The following is a 25063-nucleotide window of genomic DNA, read 5'->3' on the forward strand; positions in this document are numbered from 1 at the left end:
TCACAACCAAGCACATTTTACTCTTTTTATAAAATCGATAAATACACGCAAGGTAAATACGGCATTTTCCGCAAATCAGAACAAAACGGAAATACCCTTTCCATAAGGCGGCACACACCATGTACGCCCTCTGTCAGATACTCAACTCGTCAAGAACTTTTATCAGTTTCATGTCGAGCGGCTTGTCTGTCCTGACAGCGTCGGCAAAAGGCACGTAAACCACCTCATTGTTGCGCACGCCTACCATAACATTGCGCTGCCCCTGCAATATGGCCTCTATCGCGCCCACACCGGTGCGACTGGCCAGTATACGGTCGTGGGCGGTTGGACGCCCGCCTCGTTGGAGGTGTCCGAGAATAGACACGCGCACATCATAATCGGGATATTCGTTTCGCACACGATCGGCATAATACAAAGCACCGCACTTGGGACTTTCAGAAACAATCACTATGCAGCTTTTCTTTGACTTGCGTATGCCCCGCTCCATAAATCTTACCAACTGGTCCACGTCTGTCGAGTCTTCGGGAATGATGGCTGCCTCGGCCCCGCTGGCTATGGCACTGTTCTGCGCAAGAAAGCCCGCGTCCCGTCCCATGACCTCAACGAAGAATATCCGCTCATGGCTCTGCGCCGTGTCACGTATCCTGTCCACACAGTCCACGATGGTGTTCATCGTCGTATCGTATCCTATTGTAGAATCCGTGCCGTAAAGGTCATTGTCTATCGTGCCTGGCAGGCCGACGCAACACACATCATACTCGGCCGCAAAAATTCTCGCTCCGGTGAGCGAGCCGTTTCCTCCGATTACCACAAGAGCGTCTATCTCCTCCCTTTTCATCGTCTCATAGGCCTTTGCCATGCCCTCTGGAGTCATGAACTCCTTGCTGCGGGCAGTCTTCAATATCGTGCCGCCGTGCATGATTATCCCGCTCACGTTTTCAGTCGTGAACGGCTTGATCTCTCCATGTATCAGCCCTTCATATCCGCGATATATTCCTTTGATGTTAAACCCGTTGCATATACCGGCACGTGTGACGGCTCTGATTGCGGCGTTCATTCCCGGAGCGTCGCCTCCCGAGGTGAGCACACCTATTGTCTTTATCTTTGCCATATACTTAATCTTTTTACTAAAAAAAACTCACATCTACCGCATAAAAGTGATCTCAGCCCATAATATGGCCAACCCGGCAAGCCATCCAACCATGATCTTGGCCGTGCAGTGCTTGACATACCATCCGATCCGCATACGCTCGATCTTCATAAGTGCCAGACCGCTCACATTGGCAAAGCATACAAGGCATCCTCCAACGGCTGTCGAGTAGGCAATGATCTTCCAGTAGGCACCGTTGACCACAAAGTCGGACATATAAGCGGCATCGCTCCACATGCCGATATTGCCGCCATCGAGCACCGGATACATCGATATGCCGGTCATGGCGATGGTAAACATGTCTACCATTCCGCTCAACAGACCGGCCACCACCCCATAGAACCACACATTATGCACATTGTAGTCTATCCATCCGGACAGAGTGCTGAACACTCCCGTCTCAGAGGCAGCTCCCATTCCAAGCATTATGCCGATGATAAAAAGTATGGACTGTATATTGTCGTACCGCAATGCCTGCGGCATGCGGCGCTGTATCATCCTGTCGGCATCAAGAAGCTTACGGTTGATAACCTCGTCTACGACCCACAACACAGACAGGACGCAAAGCGCCCCGAGAAAAGGACTGAGCTTGGTGATGTTATGGAATGTTGGAATAAACCACAGTCCGCCTATGCCCACCACCAGCATCACAAGCCGCTGCCACCGCGTGAGGTTGGTGTCATCGCCCCGGTACCGGGCCGCCGGCCACTCCACATCGAGACGTTCGGGAAGACCGCGGCTAAGCAGATACGTGGGCAGCCCCCAGGCCGCCATTGCCGGCAACACAAGATATGCCGAGAAGTTGGTCGCCGTGACGGCTCCGTTTGTCCAAAGGGCAACACCGGCGGGGTCGCCGATTACCGTGAAACACCCTCCCGTATTCGCCGCAAGCACAATGGCGCAGCCTATTATGAGGCGCTGACGCCTGCCCTGCACGATGTTGTGCATGATGGTAAGCATCATGGTCGATGTGGTCAGATTGTCGAGATTGGCGGAAATCACGAATGTGAACAATGTTATCGTCCATATGAAACGCCTGGAGTTTCTCGTGCGCACCCATTCGCTTATGAAATCGAAACAGCCGTTGTTGTTCAATATCTCTATTATGGACATCGTGGCAAGCAGAAACAATACGATAGACGCAGTCTTGCCAAGATACATCAAAAATATATGGTCATAGATATAATACTTGACGGTCTCGCTTGATGGCGACCTACCCGCCAGAAACTCCATATATTCATGCGGATGACGCTCCATGACAAAATCCGTGCCATAGGAGATGTAGAGTATCCACCCGACCGTGCCGACAAACATGGCTATTGCCGCCTTGTTTATATTTGTCAGGTGCCCCGTGGCTATCAGGAAGTAGCCCAACAACAGTATTATTACTATCACCAACGTCATACACCGTACATTTTTATCGACAAAGATACTAATCTTTGGCCGAAAGACAATATTATTTTAACAACCTTTAATCTGTTTGCCGGTTTTTATCCGAACGGCAATGTTTGTTGTGAAATAATATTACAAAAGTGTTTCCATATTCCGATTATTCCGGAAATTAAAGTCACAAGACCGAAAATATCGTCGTATTTCACTGTTTTCGTAAAGACCTGCCTGCCAGCCAAATACATCGGTGTGCCTTGAAGCACGCAGCATCCACAATTCCATAAGCGTCTCTTTTCTCACAATAAGATACTCGTTGGGACGCGTTTAGATGCCCGTTGGGACGCAACGGGTGTCTAAACGCAGACCAATTAGCTGCCGAACGCACTCCAACGAGCGTCCCGTTGCAAGAAAAATGTAAAAATTCCATGTCACGACAGTCCTGCCGCCGCATTGTATATAGCGATGTATATCGTGTAGCCGACGTGGAACGAGAAAAAACAAAGTGTTAAATTCATGACTTTATTATTACTTTCCGCACAATAGAGGGGCTGTAATCCCAAAACAGCATACCATTACCGCCCGAACGGGGGCAAAGCCGCTGAATTTCAGCGGCTTTGCCCCCGTTCGGGCGGTATGTATGGCGGTCAGCCATTATCCTCCGAAATTATCATACATTATGGCCTCGCCATCCACTCCGAGACTGTCGAGCATCCCGACAACGGCATTTGACATCGGACACGGACCGCACATGTAGTACTCGATATCTTCCGGGGCATCATGATTTTTCAAATACGTATCATACATCACCTGATGCACAAATCCGGCCGTATACTTCACTCCGGCCTCGTCGGCCACAGGGTCGGGACGGTCAAGAGCAAGGTGGAAATGGAAATTGGAATACTCTTTTTCCAGTTCAAGGAAATCATTGAGATAGAACACTTCACACAGCGAACGGGCACCATAGAAATAATGCATCTCCCGGTCGCGCACATGCAGCGTCTTGGTCATGTGCATTATCTGGGCACGCAACGGAGCCATTCCAGCTCCTCCGCCGACCCAGACCATCTCTTTCTTCGAGTCGAATATCGGGTGGAAATCACCGTAAGGACCGCTCATTATAACCTTGTCTCCCGGTTTACGACTGAAAATATATGACGACGCTATACCCGTGGGCACATCCTGAAAGCCTACCTGCGGGCGTGGCTTGAACGGAGTTGTGGCGATGCGGACGGTAAGCATTATACGATCACCCTCTGCCGGATAGTTGGCCATTGAATATGCCCGCACGGTATCTTCGGGGTTATGAGCCTTCAATGAGAATATATTGAAATTCTCCCATGCCGGCAGATATTGGTCTCCGATATCGGTTTTGTCAAAATCCTTGTCATAATCGATACAGTCGTAAGCCGGAATTTTAATCTGGGCATACGAACCGGGCACAAAATCCATGTGCTCTCCCGGAGGAAGCGCCACGATAAACTCCTTGATGAAACTGGACACATTCTTATTCGATATAACGGTACACTCCCACTCTTTGACACCCATCACGCTCTCCGGTACCTTAATCTTCAAGTCTCCCTTGACCTTGCACTGGCATCCAAGCCTCCAGTGGTCTTTAATCTCCTTTCTTGTGAAATGGGATTTCTCCGAGTCGAGTATCTCTCCGCCGCCTTCAAGAACCTGTACCTTGCACTGTCCGCAAGACGCCTTGCCTCCGCAGGCCGACGAAAGGAATATCCCGTTGTTGTTCAATACGGACATCAGACTGTCGCCCTGCCCGGTCGTTATTGTCTTGTCTCCGTTCACAGTAATCGTCACATTACCGCCCGGTGACAGATATTTTTTTGCAATAAGGAGCAGAGCCACCAAAAGGAGAGTGGTGACGAGAAGAGCTCCAATGCTTAATAATATGAATTGTATCATTTAGAATTATCTTTTATTAAATGTTCAGACCCGAGAAACACATCATTGCCATAGCCATAAGGCCTACTGTTATAAAAGTAATGCCAAGGCCTTGCAACGGCTTAGGCACATCGCTATACTGCATCTTCTCACGTATGGCACCCATAGACACGATGGCAATCGTCCAGCCAATTCCGCTACCTACGGCGTAAACGACCGAATCGAGCACACTGCCTATATACTGTGAAGAGGCCGGATCGAGATTGATGCGCTGCTGCATGAACAGCGACGCTCCCATTATGGCACAGTTTACGGCTATCAAGGGCAGGAAAATTCCAAGCGAGGCATAAAGCGACGGAGAAAAACGCTCTACCATCATCTCCACCAACTGCACGATACCCGCTATGACCGCTATATACAGAATGAACCCGAGATAAGATAAATCCACACCCGGCAAAAGACAGTCGGGGCCGAGAACACGTGTCTGCAAGAGATAGTTTACAGGGACGGTGATGAGCAGCACGAACGTAACCGCACAACCAAGCCCCAACGATGTCTTCACATTCTTTGACACGGCAAGGTAAGAACACATGCCGAGGAAAAACGCGAATATCATATTGTCCACGAAAATGGACCTGAAAAACAAACTTACCAAATGTTCCATATTCATTTCTCCTTATAAAAATAAGCCCTGTGTATCCATATCACACATCCCACAAGTATGAGCGCCATGGCAGGCATTGTCATCATACCGTTGTTTATATAGCCGGCATCATACGCGCATTGTGGTATAATCTGAATGCCCCCGAGGCTGCCTCGGCCGAAAAACTCCCTGCATGCACCCACTATAATCAGAATCATGGCATATCCGAGACCATTTCCTATGCCGTCGAGAAAACTGGGCCAAGGCTTGTTCATCATCGCAAAGGCCTCAAGACGCCCCATCAGAATACAGTTTGTTATTATAAGGCCTACATATACGGACAACTGCACGCTGATATCATAAGAATATGCTTTGAGAACCTGACTGACAACAGTGACAAGTGTCGCCACCACGACAAGCTGCACTATGATGCGTATCCGTGTGGGAATAGTATTGCGTATCAGTGATATTATGACATTGGAAAAAGCCGTAATCACAGTAACGGCAAGTCCCATGACTATCGAAGGCTTCAACTGTGCGGTCACGGCCAACGCGGAACATATGCCCAACACCTGCACCAGCACGGGATTATCCGGATTTAAGGGGTTTGCGAGAACTTCTCTGTTCTTCTTTGAAAACAACTTGCTCATATTTCTTTCTGCTTCGTTTTACCTTTCATTCAAAAACTTCATATATTTTCCAAGACAGTCGGCAAACATGTTGCTGACGCCGTCTGAGGTGAGGGTGGCACCGGTAATGGCATCCACTTCCGACTCCGCGTTCTTTAAATCCGACGGTTTTCTCACCGCAAGCGCAATCCTCTGCCTGTCATTTTCCGCGTCAGCGAAGAGCTTCTTACCACGGAACTTATCACGCCACGCCTTATTGTCCTTTATCTCGGCACCAAGTCCCGCTGTCTCACTCTCATGATTGAAATAAGCTCCGTACACGGTCGACTTGTCACTGTCTATGGCGATATATCCCCATATAGGCCCCCACAGTCCCATACCGTATACGGGAATGACATATTTCGTCTTGCCATTCACGTCGCAAACAAAAAGTCCGAGACGCCCGGCCTTATAGTCGGAACTGTTCAACATGAAAGCGGCTTGCTCTCCACCTCTACTGCCTTCATCGGTCGTATGCCCTTCCTTGTCTATTATCTTGTCGGCAAGTACTATGCGGGAATATTCAGAAGACACGTCATCATTGCTTATGTTGTCGATGTTAAGAGCCGCGAGTATCTGCCTTTTCTTATCAAGAGCCACATTGACATCCTGTACCGGCTTCAATGTCTGAAAGACAAAAGCCAGCAGAAAAGCCACCATGACAACCATCACGGTACTGTATAATATAATGTATATGTTGGATTCTTTATTGAATCCCTTTCTATTCTGTTCTGCCATCGTGCGTTATTTTTTAGTCTTTAAACGTTTCATTCTCTTCGATATGTTTCTCTCAACGACGCAATAATCTATCAACGGAGCAAACATATTGGCAAAAAGAACGGCCAGCATCATTCCCTCCGGATAACCGGGATTCATCACGCGGATAATGACAGCCAGCGTGCCGATAATGAATCCGAATACCCATTTGCCGGCCTCGGTACGCGCACCAGTCACCGGATCCGTCGCCATGAACACCGCTCCGAAAGCAAAACCGCCAAGCACAAGATGCTCGTACCATAGCAACGGCGTCATTCCTGACGCGCTGAACAAAAATGCGGTAAGACCGCCGCCAACAAACACACTCAGCATCGTTTTCCAGCTGGCAATACCTGTCCATAGCAACACAACCGCTCCCGCCGCTATTGCTATAACGCTCGTCTCGCCTATGCTGCCGGGAATAAATCCCAAAACCATATCGCACAGTGAATATTGAGCGGCGCTGCCACTGCCTATCGCACCAAGCGGTGTGGCACAAGTGAAAGCATCGGGCAACTGATTGCCGAAACCGAAGATGCTGTCTTTAGCCACCCACACGGTATCGCCGCTCATCTCCGTAGGATAAGAGAAGAAGAGAAAGGCCCTGGCAACCAACGCCACATTAAAGATATTCATGCCGGTACCGCCAAAAATCTCTTTGGCAAACACCACGGCAAAAGCAACCGCAACGGCAAGTGCCCACAAAGGACAGTTCACCGGAACGATAAGCGGTATCAGTATTCCCGATACGAGAAAGCCCTCCTGTATCTCTTCACCCTTCCACTGCGCCCAAGCGAACTCTATGCCAAGACCTACCGCATAGCTTACGATTATCTTAGGCAATACGGCAAGAAAACCGAACAAAAACACCTCGGCGAAAGTTGCCGAAGATAATGTGCCTGCCGCGAGGTAGTTCTGATAGCCAACATTATACATTCCGAAAAGCATCGCCGGAACAAGGGCGATGACAACCATGCTCATTATACGCTTTGAATCGATGGAGTCATGAATATTGGTCCCGCTCTTTGACGTGGCATTGGGCACATACAGGAACGTGTCCATACCGTCATATATGCTTTTGAAAGCGTGTAACCTGCCGCTTTCTTCAAAGTGTGGTCTTATCTTATCAAGATAATTTCTCAATATACTCATAGTAACATTTATTTTATTCATTCTCCTTACGCAACATATCCAAGCCACTACGGACTATTCGCTGCAATTCCAACTTAGAACTGTCGACAAACTCCGCCAAGGCAAAATCTTCGGGAGAAACCTCGTAAATGCCGAGTTGTTCCATTTTATCTATATCTCCGGCTATTATGGCCTTTATCAAATACTCGGCGTAAATATCCATAGGCAGCACACGGTCGTACTCCCCACTCATTATGATATGACGCTCACCGCCCTTGATACGGGCATCGAGCGCATATTTCCTTTCACGAAAAAGCCATGAGAAATAGCTTCTACTGGACGAGTACTGGTTTAGCCGCGGCATTATCCATCCGGCAAACTCATCGGCATCATCCCCCTCCGGTATCACGGTTATTTCCGAACTATGAGCACCGAGAAAGCCGTCTTTGGATGTCTGCTTACCGGTAAGGACGTTGCCGTCTATTATCCTTACTTTCTTTTCCGTCTTAATGCTGTTGCTGAGCAGTGTAGACAGTTCTTCACCAACAAGCATATCCACATAAGCCGGCTTCTCTACCTCGCTTCCCACAAAAGCTATGGTGCGACGCAAATCCACTTTTCCCGTATTGAACAGACGCCCGAAAAACAATACGGCGGAAGGTTCTACCGTCCAAACGGTCTCTCCTTTGTTCACCGGATCCACATGATTGACATGTACACCCACATTCCCGGCCGGACAAGGACCGTCAAAAACATTGATCTCGACATTCCGCGCTTTTGTCAACGCATCGGCAGATTGGCCGACTCCTATTCCGAGGTAAGTCTTGGCCATTTTGGAAAGGGCAGTCAAACCTGTTTGAAAATCATCTTCCTGCCCTTGCAACTCAAACTCAAAATCGGCCGCCAAAGGCATATCCCTAAGCGCAGATACGAAAATTGCCTTAGGCATTGTATCAGGATCAGCCGATACCGCATAAGGCAACATGTTGATATAACCGAACAGTCCAGCCTCAAGCAAGGCATCCTTCACATCCCGGCCGCTGAGATTTGCCACATCTTTCTTTCCGAAACAAACATACTCCTGAGCATCATCAGCATCTACACGAATGCCAAGCACCTTACGCCGGTCTCCACGGACAACTTGCCTGACAATCCCGCTTACCGGCGAGGAGAACTTCACTGATGGATGGTTCTTATCAAAGAACAAAGCCTCACCGGCCTTAATCCTGTCACCTTCTTTAACAATAACTTTGGGAATCACGCCTGTAAAACTATCCGGCTGTAACGAATATTTACCATTAGAGCGTAAACGGATTTTCGTCATCTCCGCCTTGCCCGCAAGGTTAATATTCAAGCCTTTGCGTAATTTAATTACATTTGTCATATTCTGGTTTCAAATGGTTTTGTTGCAAAATTATACAAAAAAGCATATTGAATAAAAGAAAAAAACTATTAAAATTCCATGAAGACAAGTTTTTAGTGTAATTTTGTACCAGAAAATACGATTTTAGAATGAATTGTAATCTCAATTTTACGATTTAACAGGTATAAACGTACAATATTTTCATAAGAATTGAAAGTGTTAAAGCATATAATCAGCATCTTTATATGGACCGCAATCGGCCTGTATCTGCTTTTGGTCATATTGCTCCACATACCTTACATACAAAAAAATCTCGGCTCACAGGTCGCCTCTGCCATATCACACAAACTTGACGCAAAAGTGAGCATCGGCAGAGTGGATTTTGGATTTCTGAACAGATTTATCATCGATGATGTCATAATATACGACAGAAAAGGCAAAGAGATGATAAAAGCCGCAAGAATTTCCGCAAGGATAGAACTTATACCGCTAACGGAGGGAAAAGTATTAATATCGTCGGCACAGATATTCAGCTCGTATTTTTCCCTATACCGTGAAACGGAAAATGCGAAACCAAACTTTCAATTCGTATTAGACGCACTCGCATCGAAAGACACCACATCGCACACCCCTTTGGATTTAAGGATAAACACTTTCATAATACAAAGAGGCAACATAAAGTATGACAGATATGACAAGCCACATACGAGTGGCATGATAAACCCGAACCATCTTGACATAAGGAATATCAGCGCACATATATCCTTGAAAGCATTGAAAGAAGACTCTGTAAACATCGCTATAAAGAAACTTGCCTTCAATGAGCAGTCCGGATTTAAACTCAACAAGCTGTCCCTTAAAATGGAAGGCAACAGAAAAAAATGCAAGCTTAAAGAGTTTAACCTCAAATTACCCGGTACCGAGCTCACAATCGACAGCATTAAAGCAAGCTATGAGTTCAAGGGAGACAGCATCTGGCTGCCTACAATCAAATTTGCCGGAGAAATTAAAAAATCAACCGTTTCCCCATCAGACTTCGCATACTTCCTGCCCGCATTAAAATCATTTAACCACAAGCTACACATATCATCCCTATTTAATGGAAGAGATTGCGGCATTGACATTCCCAGACTTACCATAAACTCCGACGACAACAGCCTGGCCCTATCCGCCGGAGGATATATAAAAAAGAACACGGAAGGAGTCGCATGGTATGCAGATATAAAGGAGTCTCGCTGCTCACAGGAAGCCCTGCAGTCATTATTAAACTCCACACGAAACACAAATGAGGATATAAATAGAATTATCTCCAAACTCGGTGATATAAGTTTGTCCGGACGCATAAAGTCCCAAAACAAACAGAACGGAAAAGCACAATGCCAAATCGGAACCGGGGCCGGCAGCTTGAATATTTCAGCCAGTCTGGCAAACGGCCGTTTATTCAACGGAGACGTCAAGGCAAACGGCATTGACCTCAAAGAGATATTTGAAAACGACGAGTTCGGAATAATAACTGCCGACGCGGTATTCGACGGAATAATGAATGACAACAAACCAACTTTTGTAAACACAAAAGGCAACATTTCCGAACTCGACTACAAAGGATACAGATACAGCAACATCACGATTGACGGGCAATATGCCGATAACGGAATACAAGGAGTGTTAAATATAAACGACCCTAACATTGCACTGAACATAGAGGGGGCTGTCAACAACATATCCCAAACACCGGATGTCAACTTAAATGTGTCTGTCAGAAACTTTTCTCCACAAGCCGTCAGACTGACAAGGAAATGGGGAGACGCATCTTTTTCTGCCGACATCACCGCACAACTCAAGGGAATAGACATAAAAGATGCGGTAGGAAAAATCAGTATTGATGATTTTATCATGTCCAAGCCTGACGAACAATTCACGATTGGCAGCATCCGTTTGCAATATGGCTACGACAATAGCAACCGCTTTCTTACTGTCAACAGCGATTTCGGAACAGCAGAGATCATCGGCAGATTCGATTACAATACATTGGGAGACAGTTTCAAGCATTTCATAAAAAGCAAACTACCATCCATTCCAGGCATAAGAAATACTAATAAAAAGGCAAGCAATGACTTTCTGTTAAGAGCCGACATAAAAAACACAGACTGGCTCGAGAAACTGTTTTACATACCTTTCAGGCTCTTGGCACCCATGAGTCTGGATGGCGACATAAACGACTTGTCACACGATATTTTCCTTAACTGCCGTATTCCGCATTTTACATACAACGGAAAAGAATACAAAAACGCTTCCGTTTCCATTTCTTCTCCGGATGAAGCACTGCACGGAAATATCAGAATAGCTAAAATAATGGATAATGGCGATGTTTTTGACCTTGATGTTACGGCCGATGCCATCGACGACAGACTTGCCACCTCACTGACATGGAGCAACAACGCAAAAAGAAAGCAAAGCGGAACAATAAATGCCATAACCATGTTTGCACTCGATGATGAGAACAAACCGACGGCCAATATTGCCGTGAAACCGTCACATGCGAATATCAATGATACGATATGGAATATCCCATCTTCAAACATAACATACAGAAACAACAAAATAGAAGTTGACCGTTTCTCTATACAAAACAACAAACAACACATCATCATAGACGGTACGGCATCACGATCGGCGACAGACTCGATTAAAGTAGAACTGAACGATATAGACATTGAGTATATACTCGATCTTGTAAACTTCCACTCTGTCGATTTCAGCGGGCAGGCAACAGGCCATGCTTACATATCATCCGCACTGAACGACATGTCCGCAAACGCAAAAATCACAGTGGACAATTTCCTTTTTGAGCATGGCAGAATGGGTATATTGAATGCCTATGTGGACTGGAACAAGAAAGAAAAGCAGATAGACATAAAAGCCGTTGCCAATGACGGACCGACAAAAAGTACTCTGATAAACGGATACGTATCGCCGGAACGAAATTATATAGACCTTGAAATACAGGCAATAGGCACCCGCATAGAGTTCATAAAATCTTTCACAAGCAGTTTTATCAGCGACATCAACGGAGAAGCGAGAGGTGCCGTAAGACTTTACGGGCCGTTAAGCACGATTAATCTTACAGGCATGCTCGTGCTGAACGGAGACGCGACCATCAGCCCGCTAAACTGTAAATACCACCTCAAAGAAGACACGGTCACGCTCATACCCGATGAGATAGAGTTGCGAAATATACCAATATTCGACAAGTATGGCAACAGGGGGGAAATATCCGGAGGCATCCATCACAAACATCTCACACGCTTGTCATACGATCTGTCCGTAAAAGCCGACAATCTGTTGGCTTACGACTTCCAGGATTTCGGCAATGAAACTTTTTACGGGACTGTTTTCGGTACCGGCGAAGTGGACATACACGGAAGAAGCGGCGAGGTACTCATCAACATCAACATAACCCCTCAAAAGAACTCACAATTCGTATACAACGTATCGAATCCCGATGCAATTGTCAATCAGGAGTTTATTCAATGGGGCAGCGCAACAGCCGGCAACGACACGATTGCAGCCGAAAGAAAACAGGACGAGGAAAAGGACATACGAAAATTAAGTTCGGACATGCACATAAACTTCCTTATAAACTGTACGCCGGACGCGACAATAAAACTGCTGATGGACAGCAAGACCAATGACTATATAACACTGAACGGCAACGGAGTACTCAGAGCATCGTATTATAATAAGGGTGCTTTCAATATGTTCGGAACATACCGTGTGACAAACGGCACATATGGTATAACGATACAAGACATTATCAAAAAAAGTTTTGTTTTTAACGACGGCGGTACAATACAGTTTGGAGGAAACCCGTTCGATGCCGGCCTCAATCTACAAGCGATACACACAGTCAACGGAGTATCCTTATCCGATCTAAACATAGGAAACAGCTTCTCAAACAACACTGTACGTGTGAACTGCCTTATGAATATAAGCGGAACGCCTGGCGAGCCCCAAATCAGTTTCGACCTTGACGTTCCGACAGTAAGCACAGATGAGAAACAGATGATACGAAGCGTTATCAACAGCGAAGACGAAATGAGCCAGCAAGTACTTTATCTTCTCGGAGTAGGACGGTTCTATCCGAAGGAGAACAATAATGCCGGCTCACAAAAAGAGAACCAAAAAAGCAACACGTCACTGGCTATGCAGGGGTTGTTATCGGGAACGATATCGAGCCATATCAACAGTGTTTTAAACACAGTGATAAACAGCAAGAACTGGAATTTCGGAGCAAACATTTCCACCGGAAACGACGGTTGGGACAACGCCGAATACGAAGGGCTGCTCAGCGGAAGACTGCTGAATAACCGCCTGCTCATCAACGGACAGTTCGGTTACAGGGATAACGCAAGCACCGCAAACACCAGTTTCATTGGTGATTTCGATATCCGATACCTTCTTTTCCCCAACGGCAACCTTTCCGTAAATGTATACAACAAGACTAATGACAGATATTTCACCAAATCAAGCCTCAACACACAAGGTATAGGCATTATCATGAAAAAAGATTTCAGTAACCTGAAAGACCTTTTCGGCATTAACAAGAAGAAAAAGAAGAAAAGTAAACGTCAAAAGGATAAACCATTGATTGATAAAGAATAAAATGTGAGCGACCGTGCCGATGTTAAATATTCATAAAAAGCAAAATAATTGAGTATCCGACAAGCACTACTATAATTAAAATAAGTACCTTTGCAGCCGATTTTTAATTATTAACATAAAGTCAAACTTTATTAATTAAACAAACATTTATTAATTATTATGTCAGATTTAACCAAAAACATTCAGCCGTTATCAGACTTCAACTGGGACGAGTTTGAGAATGGCTCACATGTAAATGTCAGCAAAGAAGAGCTTGACAAGGCTTACAACGAGACCTTGAACAAGGTAAGTGAGCATCAGGTTGTCGAGGGAACAGTTATTTCCGCAGACAAAAAAGAAGTTATCGTAAACATCGGTTACAAGAGTGACGGTATCATTCCGGCAAGCGAGTTCCGCTACAATCCCGATTTGAAAATCGGCGACAAGGTAGAAGTTTACGTTGAGAACCAGGAAGACAAGAAAGGTCAACTGATCCTTTCTCACAAGAAAGCCCGCCTCAGCAAGAGCTGGGAGCGTGTCAACGCCGCGCTTGACAATCAGGATATTATCCAAGGTTACATCAAGTGTCGTACCAAAGGTGGCATGATTGTAGACGTATTCGGCATCGAGGCATTCTTGCCCGGCAGCCAGATTGACGTCCATCCTATACGCGACTACGACCAGTTCGTAGGCAAGACAATGGAATTCAAGGTTGTTAAAATCAATCAGGAGTTCCGCAATGTTGTCGTTTCCCACAAAGCTCTCATCGAGGCTGAGTTGGAAGCACAGAAGAAAGAAATCATTTCTAAGCTCGAAAAAGGCCAGATCCTTGAAGGAACAGTCAAGAACATCACTTCTTACGGTGTATTCGTTGACCTCGGAGGTGTTGACGGACTCATCCACATCACTGACCTGTCTTGGGGCCGCGTAGACGATCCTCACAAGGTTGTAGAGCTTGACCAGAAGATCAACGTCGTTATTCTCGACTTCGATGACGAGAAGAAACGCATCGCTCTCGGTCTGAAACAACTTACTCCGCACCCATGGGATGCTCTCGACGCAGAACTGAAAGTCGGTGACCACGTTAACGGTAAGGTTGTGGTAATCGCCGATTACGGTGCATTCGTTGAAATACAGCCCGGTGTTGAGGGTCTGATCCACGTTTCTGAAATGTCTTGGAGCCAGCACCTGCGCTCTGCACAGGAGTTCCTCAAAGTAGGAGACGAGGTTGAGGCTGTAATCCTTACACTCGACCGCGACGAGCGCAAGATGAGCCTTGGCATCAAACAGCTTAAAGAAGATCCGTGGGAAGCAATCGAGGTTAAATATCCAGTTGAAAGCAAGCATACAGCAAAAGTTCGCAATTTCACAAACTTCGGTGTATTCGTTGAGCTTGAAGAGGGTGTTGACGGCCTTATCCACATCAGCGACCTGTCTTGGACCAAGAAGGTTAAGCATCCGTCAGAGTTCACACAGGTTGGTACAACAATAGATGTTGTCGTTCTTGACATTGACAAGGACAACCGCCGTCTGAGCCTCGGCCACAAGCAACTCGAAGAGAATCCATGGAACGTATTTGAGGCTGAATATACAGTAGGCAGCATACATCAGGGCAAAATAACCGAACTCCTTGAGAAAGGTGCCGTTATCTCTCTCGAAAAAGGCGTTGAAGGATTTGCCACTCCGAAGCATCTCGTTAAGGAAGACGGCACACAGGCAGCTCTGAACGAGGAACTTCCGTTCAAGGTTATCGAGTTCAATAAGGACAGCAAGCGCATCATCCTTTCTCACAGCCGCACATTCGAGGATGTACAGCGTGAGGAGCGCAAGGCAGCCAAGAAGCCGCGCGCAAAGAAAGAAGACTCAGTGAAGATTGACAATCAGCCTGCAGCTACAACACTCGGCGATATTGATATCCTCGCACAGTTGAAAGAGAAAATGGAAAAAGGTGAATAATCACCATTCTATAGATGATAAATAAAAAAATCGGATCCGGTAGTTATTCCTACCGGATCCGATTTTCTTATTATGCACTCGACATCAAATATATCATTACCGAAAAAAGTGGCAGTCCCCAAAAAATATAGGCACTATTCTTTTGTCTACAAAAAACAGTGCCTGATATACCTGAATGCCGCTTATTTGTTGCAGCCAAATATCATATAAATACCGATATTGCCATATTATGATTGATGATAATGTCCCGGACAAATCAACGCAAGATGTTACGATGCTTTGAGATCTTACGCAAAGCCTTGTCACGGATCTGACGCACACGCTCCCGCTTAAGCCCCATCTCCATTCCAATCTCGGCAAATGTAAGTTTCTCACGGCCTATTCCGAAAAACATCATTACGACCATCCGTTCACGATCACTAAGTTCTTTCATCGCCTCACTCACGGCCTCATTGAAAGATTGATCGCCGAGCATTCCGTCTGCCGACGGTGAGTCTGGATTTTCAAGAACACTGAGCAGGCTCACATTGGCTCTTCCGCCAAGCGGGGCATCGGCAGACAAGGCCCTGCTACGTTTCCGTTCCAAAGGCGTACGCTCATCCAATGGAACATTATACAGGCCAGTCTGCAAAGCGATGGCCTGCTCCATAGCCTTTCTCACAAATGGAGAGGCATAAGAAACGAATCTGCTTCCACGCCCGGCCTCGAACCTCTCGGCAGCACGCATAAGGGCTATGTTTCCCTCTGCCACGAGATCTGACAGGTCGATTCCCCTTCCCTGATATTTCGATGCCATGGACACGACAAAACGCAAATTGGCCGTCACCAATTTCTCAACAGCCTTGCTGTCACCGGCACATATCCTTTCTGCCAAAGCGGCCTCTTGTTCCTCTGTCAATACAGAGGTCTTTTTTATTTCTTCCAAATACTTATCCAACATAGCTTTCCTTATTTACACGTTATTTTATATATCCGCAAAAATACAAATAATAATCCGATTACACAACACTTTCAAATTTATTAAGGTACAGGAAAAAAAATCTGGCACACAACACAGACATACCACATAAACAGCTGTCCATACAGTATTAATACACCTCAAGATATTGTTTCAACTTCATGTAAACAACATCAATATAAAATACAACTTACACTGATCGCCATATACCCGAAAATTATCCGGCCAGAGATTTTTAAATTTCAAAACAATCGGAAAACGGAAAGATGCTTGCTGTATATCAGCTACCGACACTCAAAACCAAGCTGTCATTCCTACTGACTTTTAATGCTCCCAAACCAAATGCCCGAACTATTTTCTTTGCCAATTCATCAAAACTAAGTATATTTGCATTTAGATTTGTTCTTTTACAAAAAATATAAACATTATCCATGCTCAATATTTGTATTTTCGCGGGTGCACGCCCGAACTTCATAAAGGTGGCTCCCATAATCAGAGCCATAAAAAAAGCGGAAAGTGAAAAAGCCGGAATAGCCCATACACTCGTATATGCCGGAACAGAGAGCGACGCCACACTCGAACAATCTCTTTTTGAAGATTTGCAGATAGCCCGTCCTGATGTCTATTTAGGTGTAGACAGCATTAACCTGAACGAGATTACCGGACGTGTCATGGGTGAATTCGAGCGTTATCTCGATTCAAACACCACCGATGCGGTTATCGTTGTCGATGACCTCGCCTCTACTATGGCTGCCGCCATAGTAACCAAAAAACGCGGAATAAAACTTGCTCACCTTGTGGCCGGCACACGCTCTTTTGACATAAACATGCCGAAAGAAATAAATCGTCTGGTAATAGACTCCCTGAGCGATCTGCTGTTCACGGCAGGCGAAGGAGCAAACACTATTGCGGCACGCGAAGGAGCAGACATATCGAATATATATATGGTTGGCAACATACTTATGGACACCCTCAGGGCAAGTCGCGACAGACTGCGCAGACCGGCCATATTCGATGATTTTAGACTGGAAGACAAGCGCTATATAGTGTTCACTCTCAACCGCAGAGCATTGCTTGCCGACACAGAAAATATGCGTGCCATGGTCGACGCAATGCTCGTTGCCGCCAATGGAGTGCCCGTGGTGGCTCCTCTTAGAGGTGCCGCACGGGATGCAGTGTCAGCTATATATTCAGACACAGACGGCCTGCTGATAACAGAACCGTTGCCATATCTTGAATTCGGCTATCTGGCAGCACACTCCATGGGAGTCATCACCGACTCAGGAAATGTTGCGGAAGAAGCCACCTTCAACGGCGTGCCATGCGCTACACTGAACAGCTACACGGAGCATATCGAGACAGTAAAATACGGTTCGAGCGTGCTCGTGGGAGAGGATGCCCATAAGTTGGGAAACGCCGTGACAGACATGGTTGCCGGTAAATGGAAAAAATGCTCGCTCCCCGACAGGTGGGACGGACGAACGGCAGAGCGCATCGTAAGAATCATAGCAGCATTATAGTATATACCCGGCATTACGGCAATAAGAATTATAACTACCCTGTTTACAAAATAACTAACTACTGAATATGAAAAGAATAACATCGTTACTTTTGGTCGTACTGGCAATCATTCCTGCTGCGGCCCAAGAAAAAGCACGTATAGTGCAAAGTCTTAATTTCGGATGGCGATTCCATGCAGGAGACGTGACAAACGGTGAAAACGTGAAGTTTGACGACAGCGCATGGCAGACAGTGAACGTTCCTCACGATTTCCAGATATCACAACCGTGGATAGCTCCTGAAAAAGGCGAGAAAGCCGACAAAAGCGATGCGGCAAGCAACGTCAAGAGCCGACTGAGTTCACGCGGATTCAAGGAAATGGGCATCGGATGGTATCGCAAGACCGTCACTCCCGACGCGTCATGGCGCGGAAAACGTGTAGTGATAGACTTCGAGGGCATTATGCTTGTTGGAGACGTATATTTGAACGGACGACGCATAGGTGGCACGGAATACGGTTATCTCGGATTTGAAGCCGACATATCAAAACTGTTGAAATACGGTGAGGAGAATGTGATCGCCGTGAAGGCAGACACACGCAAGCCGGAAAACTCCCGCTGGTATACCGGAGGAGGACTGTATCGCGATGTAACACTCGTGATTACCGACCCGCAGCAGTATTTCACACGCCACTCCCTATATATCACCACACCGGAAGTAAGCTCAGCGGAAGCTTCGGTAAACATACAGGCGGAGATTGCCTGCTATCTGAAAACAAAGGATTTGCGGATAAACACCCAAATCATTGACCAGGACAATAACATAGTGTATAATGAGACAAAAGACATACCGTTCAACCGCGGCCAGAAAATCAACGAGCACAGGATAGACAGTGTCACACTCGAAAACCCGAAACTATGGAGTTGCGAGACGCCGCACCTATACAAAGCCATACTCACATTATACAGACCTGACGGCACTGTGGCTGACAGAACATCGGAAACTTTCGGTATACGCAAAATCGAGTATTCACCGGCATTCGGTTTTAAACTGAACGGAAAGAAAGTGGTTTTCAAGGGAATAGCCAATCACCACACTCTCGGAGCACTTGGTGCCGCCGCATACCCGAAAGCCATGGAGAAAAGAATACGGCTGTTAAAGCAGTTCGGCTTCAACCATGTGCGCACATCCCACAATCCATACAGCAAGTCGTTCCTAGACCTTTGCGATAAATATGGAATGCTTGTGGTAGACGAACTATACGACAAGTGGCTGACACAGTTTGCAGGCGGCCGCACGGAGTGGCTCAACCTGTGGCAACACGACATTCCTGAATTTATCCGCCGCGACCGGAACCATCCGTCGGTGGTGATGTGGAGTCTCGGAAACGAATTGCAGACATACTGGTCGCTGCCGTTTGCCGACTGGGGAGTGACACCCTTCCGCATGCAGCGCGAACTGTTACGACGCTACGACAAGACACGCCCAGTCACTGTAGCCATGCACCCACGCGGACGCAACCAGAAGACCGACTCGCTGCCGGCACCGCTTGTGCATGAGACGGATATCGCATCATACAATTACAGATACATGTATTTCCCTGGCGACGGGCGACGTTTTCCAAACCTGATTTTCTACCAAAGCGAAGCCAACACCGCCATGATGGGTCCGAACTACTATGAGATGGATCTCGACAAAGTGGTGGGTCTGGCATACTGGGGCATGATAGACTATCTCGGTGAGTCCAACGGATGGCCGGCAAAAGGCTGGTCGCAGGGAATATTTGACATATCGCTCGAACCTAAACCAATAGCCTACTTCCTCAAGAGTATCTTTGTTCCGGAAGAACCTGTGGTACATATCGGCATAATAGACAGTGACGACAATACAGTGTGGAACGATGTGAAGGTTGGTACGCAACGCATGTCAGACCACTGGAACAGGAAAGCCGGCAGCTCGATGTCACTTTATACATACACCAATGCCGACGAGGTGGAACTGTTGGTAAACGGCAAGAGTATCGGAACAAAGCAGAACACAAAGAATCCAAAGAACAGGAACAAAATAAAATGGGATAACGTGAAATACGAAGCCGGCAACATAGAAGCTGTAGCCAAAACGGGAGGTAAGGTTGTTGCACGCCATAAAATAGAGACAACCTCAGAGGCCGTAACGCTGAAAGCAGCATCGGACAATCCCGAATGGAAAGCCGACGGAATGGACCTCCAACACATCCGCATTGAAGCGGTAGACAAAAAAGGCCGCCGAGTGAAAGGAGCCTCAAGCAAGGTGACATTCACTGTTGACGGCCCGGCCGAGCTCGCAGGAGTAATCAACGGAGACATAACAAGCGAGGAACTGACCGTAGGCAACACAAGAAGACTGTACAACGGAACCGCGACCGCCATATTACGCTCGACTGGAGCTGCAGGCAAAGTGACACTGACGGCTACAGCCGACGGACTGAGACCGGTAAAATTGATATTGAAAACCAACTGACACCGACAGTAATCCACAAAAGCGGAGTGTGAATATATCAATAATATCATACTCCGCTTTTTTGTTGAATATAATTCCAACATATTTTAAGTCAGCATATTTGGTTATTTCATGTTTAAATAATAACTTTGCAAACGACACAATTAAATCCTTAAAATGGGCCGAAATACGAAAACAAACAAGTTTATAAAGAATATTGTAATATTGGGTGACTTTATCATTCTCAATATTCTATTCCTGATTTGCCATTATGTGTATGGCGGATGTATATACAACAACGACATTGACCCTATAAGATCGTTATTCATTGTCAACATGGCAATGGCTGTGGCCCAGTATTTCTTCTCAACCATTGTGCATTTAAGACGCTCTGCTCCCGAACAGGTTCTCCGTCAGGTCACATTATTGGTGCTTGCACAAGGCATCGTTGAGTACTTCATTGCTGAAGTTGTATATCTCTATAACGGATATACGTTACCTAACATCATGCTCATCATACGTTTCACGTTCATACTGTACTGCGGAATAATATTGTCCCGTTATGTCGAGAGGTGGGTGATAAAGCATTACAGACGCTCGGGGCGCAATATTCGTAAAGTGCTGTTCATCGGATCCGACGAATCCGTATTGTCTATATATTCCTATCTCGTGGATGACCCGTCGATGGGTTACCGCATAGTTGGATATTATTCGGACAAAACAATAGAGAATTGCCCTGACAGGCTAAATCATATAGGAACCACAAAAGATCTGGACACCATCATAACATCAAAAACCTCCAAACCCATCGCAGACGACATTTATTGCTGCCTGCCTGTCGAAGACAATGAAAAGATAAGAAAAGTGATGCGCTATTGCAATAGCAACGTGGCACATTTCTATTATATTCCGGTCATTTCGCAAGTGTTTGGAAGTACATTCAGATTAGAATCTGTAGGTGAGACGATGGTTTTCGCAAATCATCTCGAGCCACTTATGAAGCCTATGAACAAGTTTATAAAACGGCTTTTCGACATTGTAATGTCGTTGATTGTCCTGTTCTTTGTGGCGCTTTTGATTCCATTTGTTGCACTGATAATAAAAATCCAAAGTCCCGGACCTGTATTTTTCAGCCAGGTACGCACAGGATTAAACGGCCATAACTTCAATTGTTACAAGTTCCGCTCCATGCATGTCAACAAAGACGCGGATCTTGTCCAGGCTACTGAAAATGATCCAAGAAAGTTTGCTTTCGGAAATTTCATGCGTAAATCCAACATCGACGAGCTGCCGCAGTTTTTCAATGTGCTTATCGGTAATATGAGCATAGTAGGCCCCCGCCCCCACATGCTTCATCACACAAAGGTATACAGAGAGCTTATAGACACATACATGATACGCCATTTCGTAAAGCCCGGCATCACAGGATGGGCACAAGTAACAGGTTTCAGAGGCGAAACAAAGGAACTTTGGCAGATGAAAGGTCGCGTAAAGCGTGATATATGGTACATTGAGAATTGGACTATATGGCTTGATTTGCGAATAATATGGAAGACAGCAAAACAAATGATCGTGCATGACAAAAAGGCATATTAAGTACGTATCTCGGTGAAAAGCGTGTGCATATATCTATACAGTCTCCATAAACACACGGATTCAGATGGCCGTCATTAAATATGTAATCAAATCCAACTATTTATTTCATCGGATGTTGCCAGGTTGAAACTTCATTTATTTCATGGGATAGTGATTAATGCAAAATAACAATGAATATATTTTGATATCTCATAAATATTTTATACCTTTGCACCCGATTTAAGGGTTCCGTAGCTCAGTTGGATTAGAGCAACGCCCTTCTAAGGCGTGGGTCTAGGGTTCGAATCCCTACGGAATCACGGAAAGAGACACAGTTTTTGTGTCTCTTTTTCTTTTGGCTATCAAATAGTTATAGAATTATTAATTATATGGTATCACCTAAACATTCTGACTGCTGACTGATATTTTAAACCCCGTTTTGCACTGTTTTACATCATTATATGATACTTTTGTGATACCAATTTGTGATACTAAAAGAAACGTCATACTTAATATTCGATGACAGAATTGTGTTTGACAGAAAGAAAAGAGACCAAAGCACGCATATCACCATGCCGACATCACCGTATCGGACAGACCACAACGAACGATTATCAAGGCCATAAATTGTTTTTAACGCACAAACAGCCTGTTTCTCATTATTTATATGTAAATTTGTGGCAAACATTTGTTTATAATTAATATGGACATTACCGAAAGATTCTTAAACTACACTAAATTCGACACGCAGTCGGCAGAAGACAGCACGAGCGTGCCAAGTACATCGAAACAACTTGTTTTTGCCGAGTATCTAAAAAAAGAACTCGAAAACGAAGGGCTTGACGATGTCGAACTCGACGACAAAGGCTATATATATGCCACCCTTAAATCAAACATAAAGGGCAAAGTGCCTACAATAGGATTTATCAGCCACTACGACACAAGCCCCGATTGCAGCGGCGCAGACATAAAACCAAGAATAGTCAAAGACTACGACGGAGGCGACATCATGCTCTCGGAAGGCATAATCTCATCGCCGAATAAATTTCCCGAACTGCTCGCACACGTTGGAGAAGACCTTATCGTGACCGACGGGCACACATTGCTCGGCGCTGACGACAAGGCCGGTATCGCTGAGATTATACAGGCCATGTGCTATCTCAGAGACCACAAGGAAATAAAGCACGGCGACATCCGGGTCGCATTCAATCCTGATGAGGAGATTGGCATGGGTGCCCACCATTTCGATGTGGAGAAGTTCGGCTGTGAATGGGCATATACCATGGACGGTGGAGACATTGGAGACCTCGAATTCGAAAATTTCAATGCCGCATCGGCAAAAGTGAGCATAAAGGGCGTAAGCGTGCATCCCGGCTACGCCAAGGGCAAAATGATAAACGCCAACATGCTCGCCGCAGAGTTTGCGGCCATGCTTCCGGCCGACGAGACCCCTGAAACAACCGAGGGCTACCAGGGATTCTATCATCTGCTGGGCATCAAGAGCAACATTGAGAGTGCCACGATGTCATATATCATACGTGACCACGACCGCCGGAAATTCGAGGCCCGCAAGGATTTCATAATGGAATGCGTGGAGAAAATCAACGGAAAATACGGCGAAGGCACGGCAACGGCTGAGGTGAAAGACCAGTATTACAACATGAAGGAGAAGATAGATCCCAGCATGCACGTGATAGATCTTGTACTGAAAGCCATGCAGGAATGCGGAGTGGCTCCGAAAGTAGAACCGATAAGGGGCGGAACAGACGGTGCCCAGCTGTCATTCAAAGGTCTGCCATGCCCCAACATCTTTGCCGGAGGCGTCAACTTCCACGGTCCTTACGAGTTCGTGAGCATACAGTCCATGGAAAAAGCCATGGAGGTAATAGTCAAAATATGCGAGCTTACGGCCGGATATAACGACTGATTATGTACACGAGCATGTGAGTTCTGACTTAATATAACGACAGATTACGCATCAGGCTTAATATCACCGAACTAAAACGAGCGTGCGGAAAACCATTTCCACACGCCCGTTGTTTTTTATCTTGACTTGAACTGAAAAAAGTTGACACTTTTGAGAGCAAAACTCAGAAGAGCCAATGAAAACCAATGTAAAGAAGAAGTTAGTCTCCTATAGAAGACCCCCAGACGGGACACTGGGGACGACAAGAGATAGAGCAGACTACATATCGCCACGATGATCAGGAAAAGATTTCCATCGTAAATGACTTTCTCCATGAGTGCCGTGATGCACAGGCGATTGTTGATAAATATCACATCAGTAGCGTCATGACCTTATATTCGTGGATGGGAAGGGTAATGACTCAGACAGAAACGTTATCGTTGCAAGAACAAACCGAGGAAGATATGGCCGGGAAAAGCAAAGATGACCAGATCCGGGAACTCAAGGCACAGCTCAAGCAGGCACATAAGGAAGCCGAACTTGAGAAACTTCGTGCCCATGCCTACGACACGATGATCAATCTTGCCGAGGAGACTTTCAACATTACCATAAGAAAAAAAAAAATCTGGCGCCAAACAGCAAGTCTGCTCCGTGAAGAGTCTCCGGAGCCTGCGCTGAAGACTCTACGCGGACTGTTTCGTTACAGCAGACAGTCATTCTATAACAGAATGGATGACAACGAATTTGCGGAAAACGCCATAGAGCCGTTGATTGTAGAGAAGGCTGAGGATTACCGCCAAGACAATCCCGGACTTGGATGCGCAAAGCTGTATCTGATTATCCGACGGATGTTTGGGTCGACGGGGTGTATGCCAGGACGTGACGCATTCATCGAACCGCTTCGTAAGAAAGGTCTCATGGTGCAGATAAAACGTCGTCGTCATTATAAAACCATCACTACCGCAAGTATGACAATCCCATAAAGGAGATAGTACCTGTACGTCCCAACGAGATATGGGGCAGTGATATAACATACGTCGAGACCGA

16 protein-coding genes and 1 tRNA gene are annotated in these 25063 nt (G+C 46.0%); 8 read left to right on the forward strand and 9 right to left on the reverse strand.

Annotated elements, in window-relative coordinates:
- Window positions 1-133 precede the first annotated feature (133 nt).
- The 8 genes from pfkA to MoGM_RS04355 all read right to left on the reverse strand — a co-directional run bounded on the left by pfkA (window position 134) and on the right by MoGM_RS04355 (window position 9023).
- Window positions 134-1111 carry a 6-phosphofructokinase gene (gene pfkA, locus MoGM_RS04320; protein WP_104368905.1) on the reverse strand — a complete coding sequence of 326 codons (978 nt, stop codon included), beginning with the start codon at window positions 1109-1111 and terminating at the stop codon, window positions 134-136.
- Window positions 1112-1144: 33 nt separating this feature from the next.
- Window positions 1145-2554: an SLC13 family permease gene (locus tag MoGM_RS04325; protein WP_104368906.1), complete on the reverse strand. Its 1410-nt coding sequence runs from the start codon at window positions 2552-2554 to the stop codon at window positions 1145-1147.
- A 636-nt stretch (window positions 2555-3190) separates the two neighbouring features.
- The gene (nqrF, locus tag MoGM_RS04330; protein ID WP_104368907.1) at window positions 3191-4462 is read right to left on the reverse strand and encodes an NADH:ubiquinone reductase (Na(+)-transporting) subunit F; all 1272 of its coding nucleotides are present in this window, start codon (window positions 4460-4462) and stop codon (window positions 3191-3193) included.
- 16 nt (window positions 4463-4478) lie between these two features.
- The gene (gene nqrE / locus MoGM_RS04335; RefSeq protein ID WP_104368908.1) at window positions 4479-5105 is read right to left on the reverse strand and encodes an NADH:ubiquinone reductase (Na(+)-transporting) subunit E; all 627 of its coding nucleotides are present in this window, start codon (window positions 5103-5105) and stop codon (window positions 4479-4481) included.
- Window positions 5106-5107: 2 nt separating this feature from the next.
- Window positions 5108-5734, reverse strand: a complete 627-nt coding sequence (locus MoGM_RS04340) for an NADH:ubiquinone reductase (Na(+)-transporting) subunit D (protein WP_104368909.1) — start codon at window positions 5732-5734, stop codon at window positions 5108-5110.
- Between the two features lie 18 nt (window positions 5735-5752).
- Window positions 5753-6490, reverse strand: a complete 738-nt coding sequence (nqrC, locus tag MoGM_RS04345; RefSeq protein ID WP_104368910.1) for an NADH:ubiquinone reductase (Na(+)-transporting) subunit C — start codon at window positions 6488-6490, stop codon at window positions 5753-5755.
- A gap of 6 nt (window positions 6491-6496) precedes the next feature.
- Complete coding sequence (locus MoGM_RS04350; RefSeq protein ID WP_104368943.1) at window positions 6497-7660, reverse strand: NADH:ubiquinone reductase (Na(+)-transporting) subunit B; 1164 nt, start codon at window positions 7658-7660, stop codon at window positions 6497-6499.
- 13 nt (window positions 7661-7673) lie between these two features.
- Window positions 7674-9023, reverse strand: a complete 1350-nt coding sequence (locus tag MoGM_RS04355) for a Na(+)-translocating NADH-quinone reductase subunit A (RefSeq protein WP_104368911.1) — start codon at window positions 9021-9023, stop codon at window positions 7674-7676.
- 195 nt (window positions 9024-9218) lie between these two features.
- On the opposite strand from MoGM_RS04355, the gene MoGM_RS04360 reads away from it, so the two are divergent.
- Window positions 9219-13664, forward strand: a complete 4446-nt coding sequence (locus MoGM_RS04360) for a translocation/assembly module TamB domain-containing protein (RefSeq protein WP_146078640.1) — start codon at window positions 9219-9221, stop codon at window positions 13662-13664.
- A gap of 159 nt (window positions 13665-13823) precedes the next feature.
- On the forward strand, window positions 13824-15599 hold the full coding sequence (gene rpsA / locus MoGM_RS04365) for a 30S ribosomal protein S1 (RefSeq protein WP_104368913.1): 1776 nt from the start codon (window positions 13824-13826) through the stop codon (window positions 15597-15599).
- A gap of 256 nt (window positions 15600-15855) precedes the next feature.
- Here the strand turns inward: rpsA and MoGM_RS04370 are convergent, their stop codons facing one another.
- On the reverse strand, window positions 15856-16539 hold the full coding sequence (locus tag MoGM_RS04370; RefSeq protein WP_104368914.1) for an RNA polymerase sigma factor RpoD/SigA: 684 nt from the start codon (window positions 16537-16539) through the stop codon (window positions 15856-15858).
- A 449-nt stretch (window positions 16540-16988) separates the two neighbouring features.
- Here MoGM_RS04370 and MoGM_RS04375 point away from each other — a divergent pair, with 449 nt between their 5' ends.
- From MoGM_RS04375 to MoGM_RS04400, 6 genes are all read left to right on the forward strand, one after another.
- Complete coding sequence (locus MoGM_RS04375) at window positions 16989-18077, forward strand: UDP-N-acetyl glucosamine 2-epimerase (protein ID WP_104368915.1); 1089 nt, start codon at window positions 16989-16991, stop codon at window positions 18075-18077.
- A 67-nt stretch (window positions 18078-18144) separates the two neighbouring features.
- Complete coding sequence (locus MoGM_RS04380; RefSeq protein ID WP_104368916.1) at window positions 18145-20556, forward strand: glycoside hydrolase family 2 TIM barrel-domain containing protein; 2412 nt, start codon at window positions 18145-18147, stop codon at window positions 20554-20556.
- 204 nt (window positions 20557-20760) lie between these two features.
- Entirely contained in the window at window positions 20761-22131 is a 1371-nt protein-coding gene (locus tag MoGM_RS04385) for an undecaprenyl-phosphate glucose phosphotransferase (protein WP_371410499.1), read from the forward strand.
- Window positions 22132-22355: 224 nt separating this feature from the next.
- Window positions 22356-22430 (forward strand) — tRNA-Arg (locus MoGM_RS04390).
- Window positions 22431-22813: 383 nt separating this feature from the next.
- On the forward strand, window positions 22814-24037 hold the full coding sequence (gene pepT, locus MoGM_RS04395; RefSeq protein WP_104368918.1) for a peptidase T: 1224 nt from the start codon (window positions 22814-22816) through the stop codon (window positions 24035-24037).
- A 395-nt stretch (window positions 24038-24432) separates the two neighbouring features.
- Entirely contained in the window at window positions 24433-24999 is a 567-nt protein-coding gene (locus MoGM_RS04400) for a hypothetical protein (RefSeq protein WP_146078641.1), read from the forward strand.
- Window positions 25000-25063 lie beyond the last annotated feature (64 nt).

The sequence above is a fragment of the Prevotella sp. MGM1 genome (assembly GCF_002933775.1).
In the GTDB taxonomy this organism is placed as follows: domain Bacteria; phylum Bacteroidota; class Bacteroidia; order Bacteroidales; family Bacteroidaceae; genus Prevotella.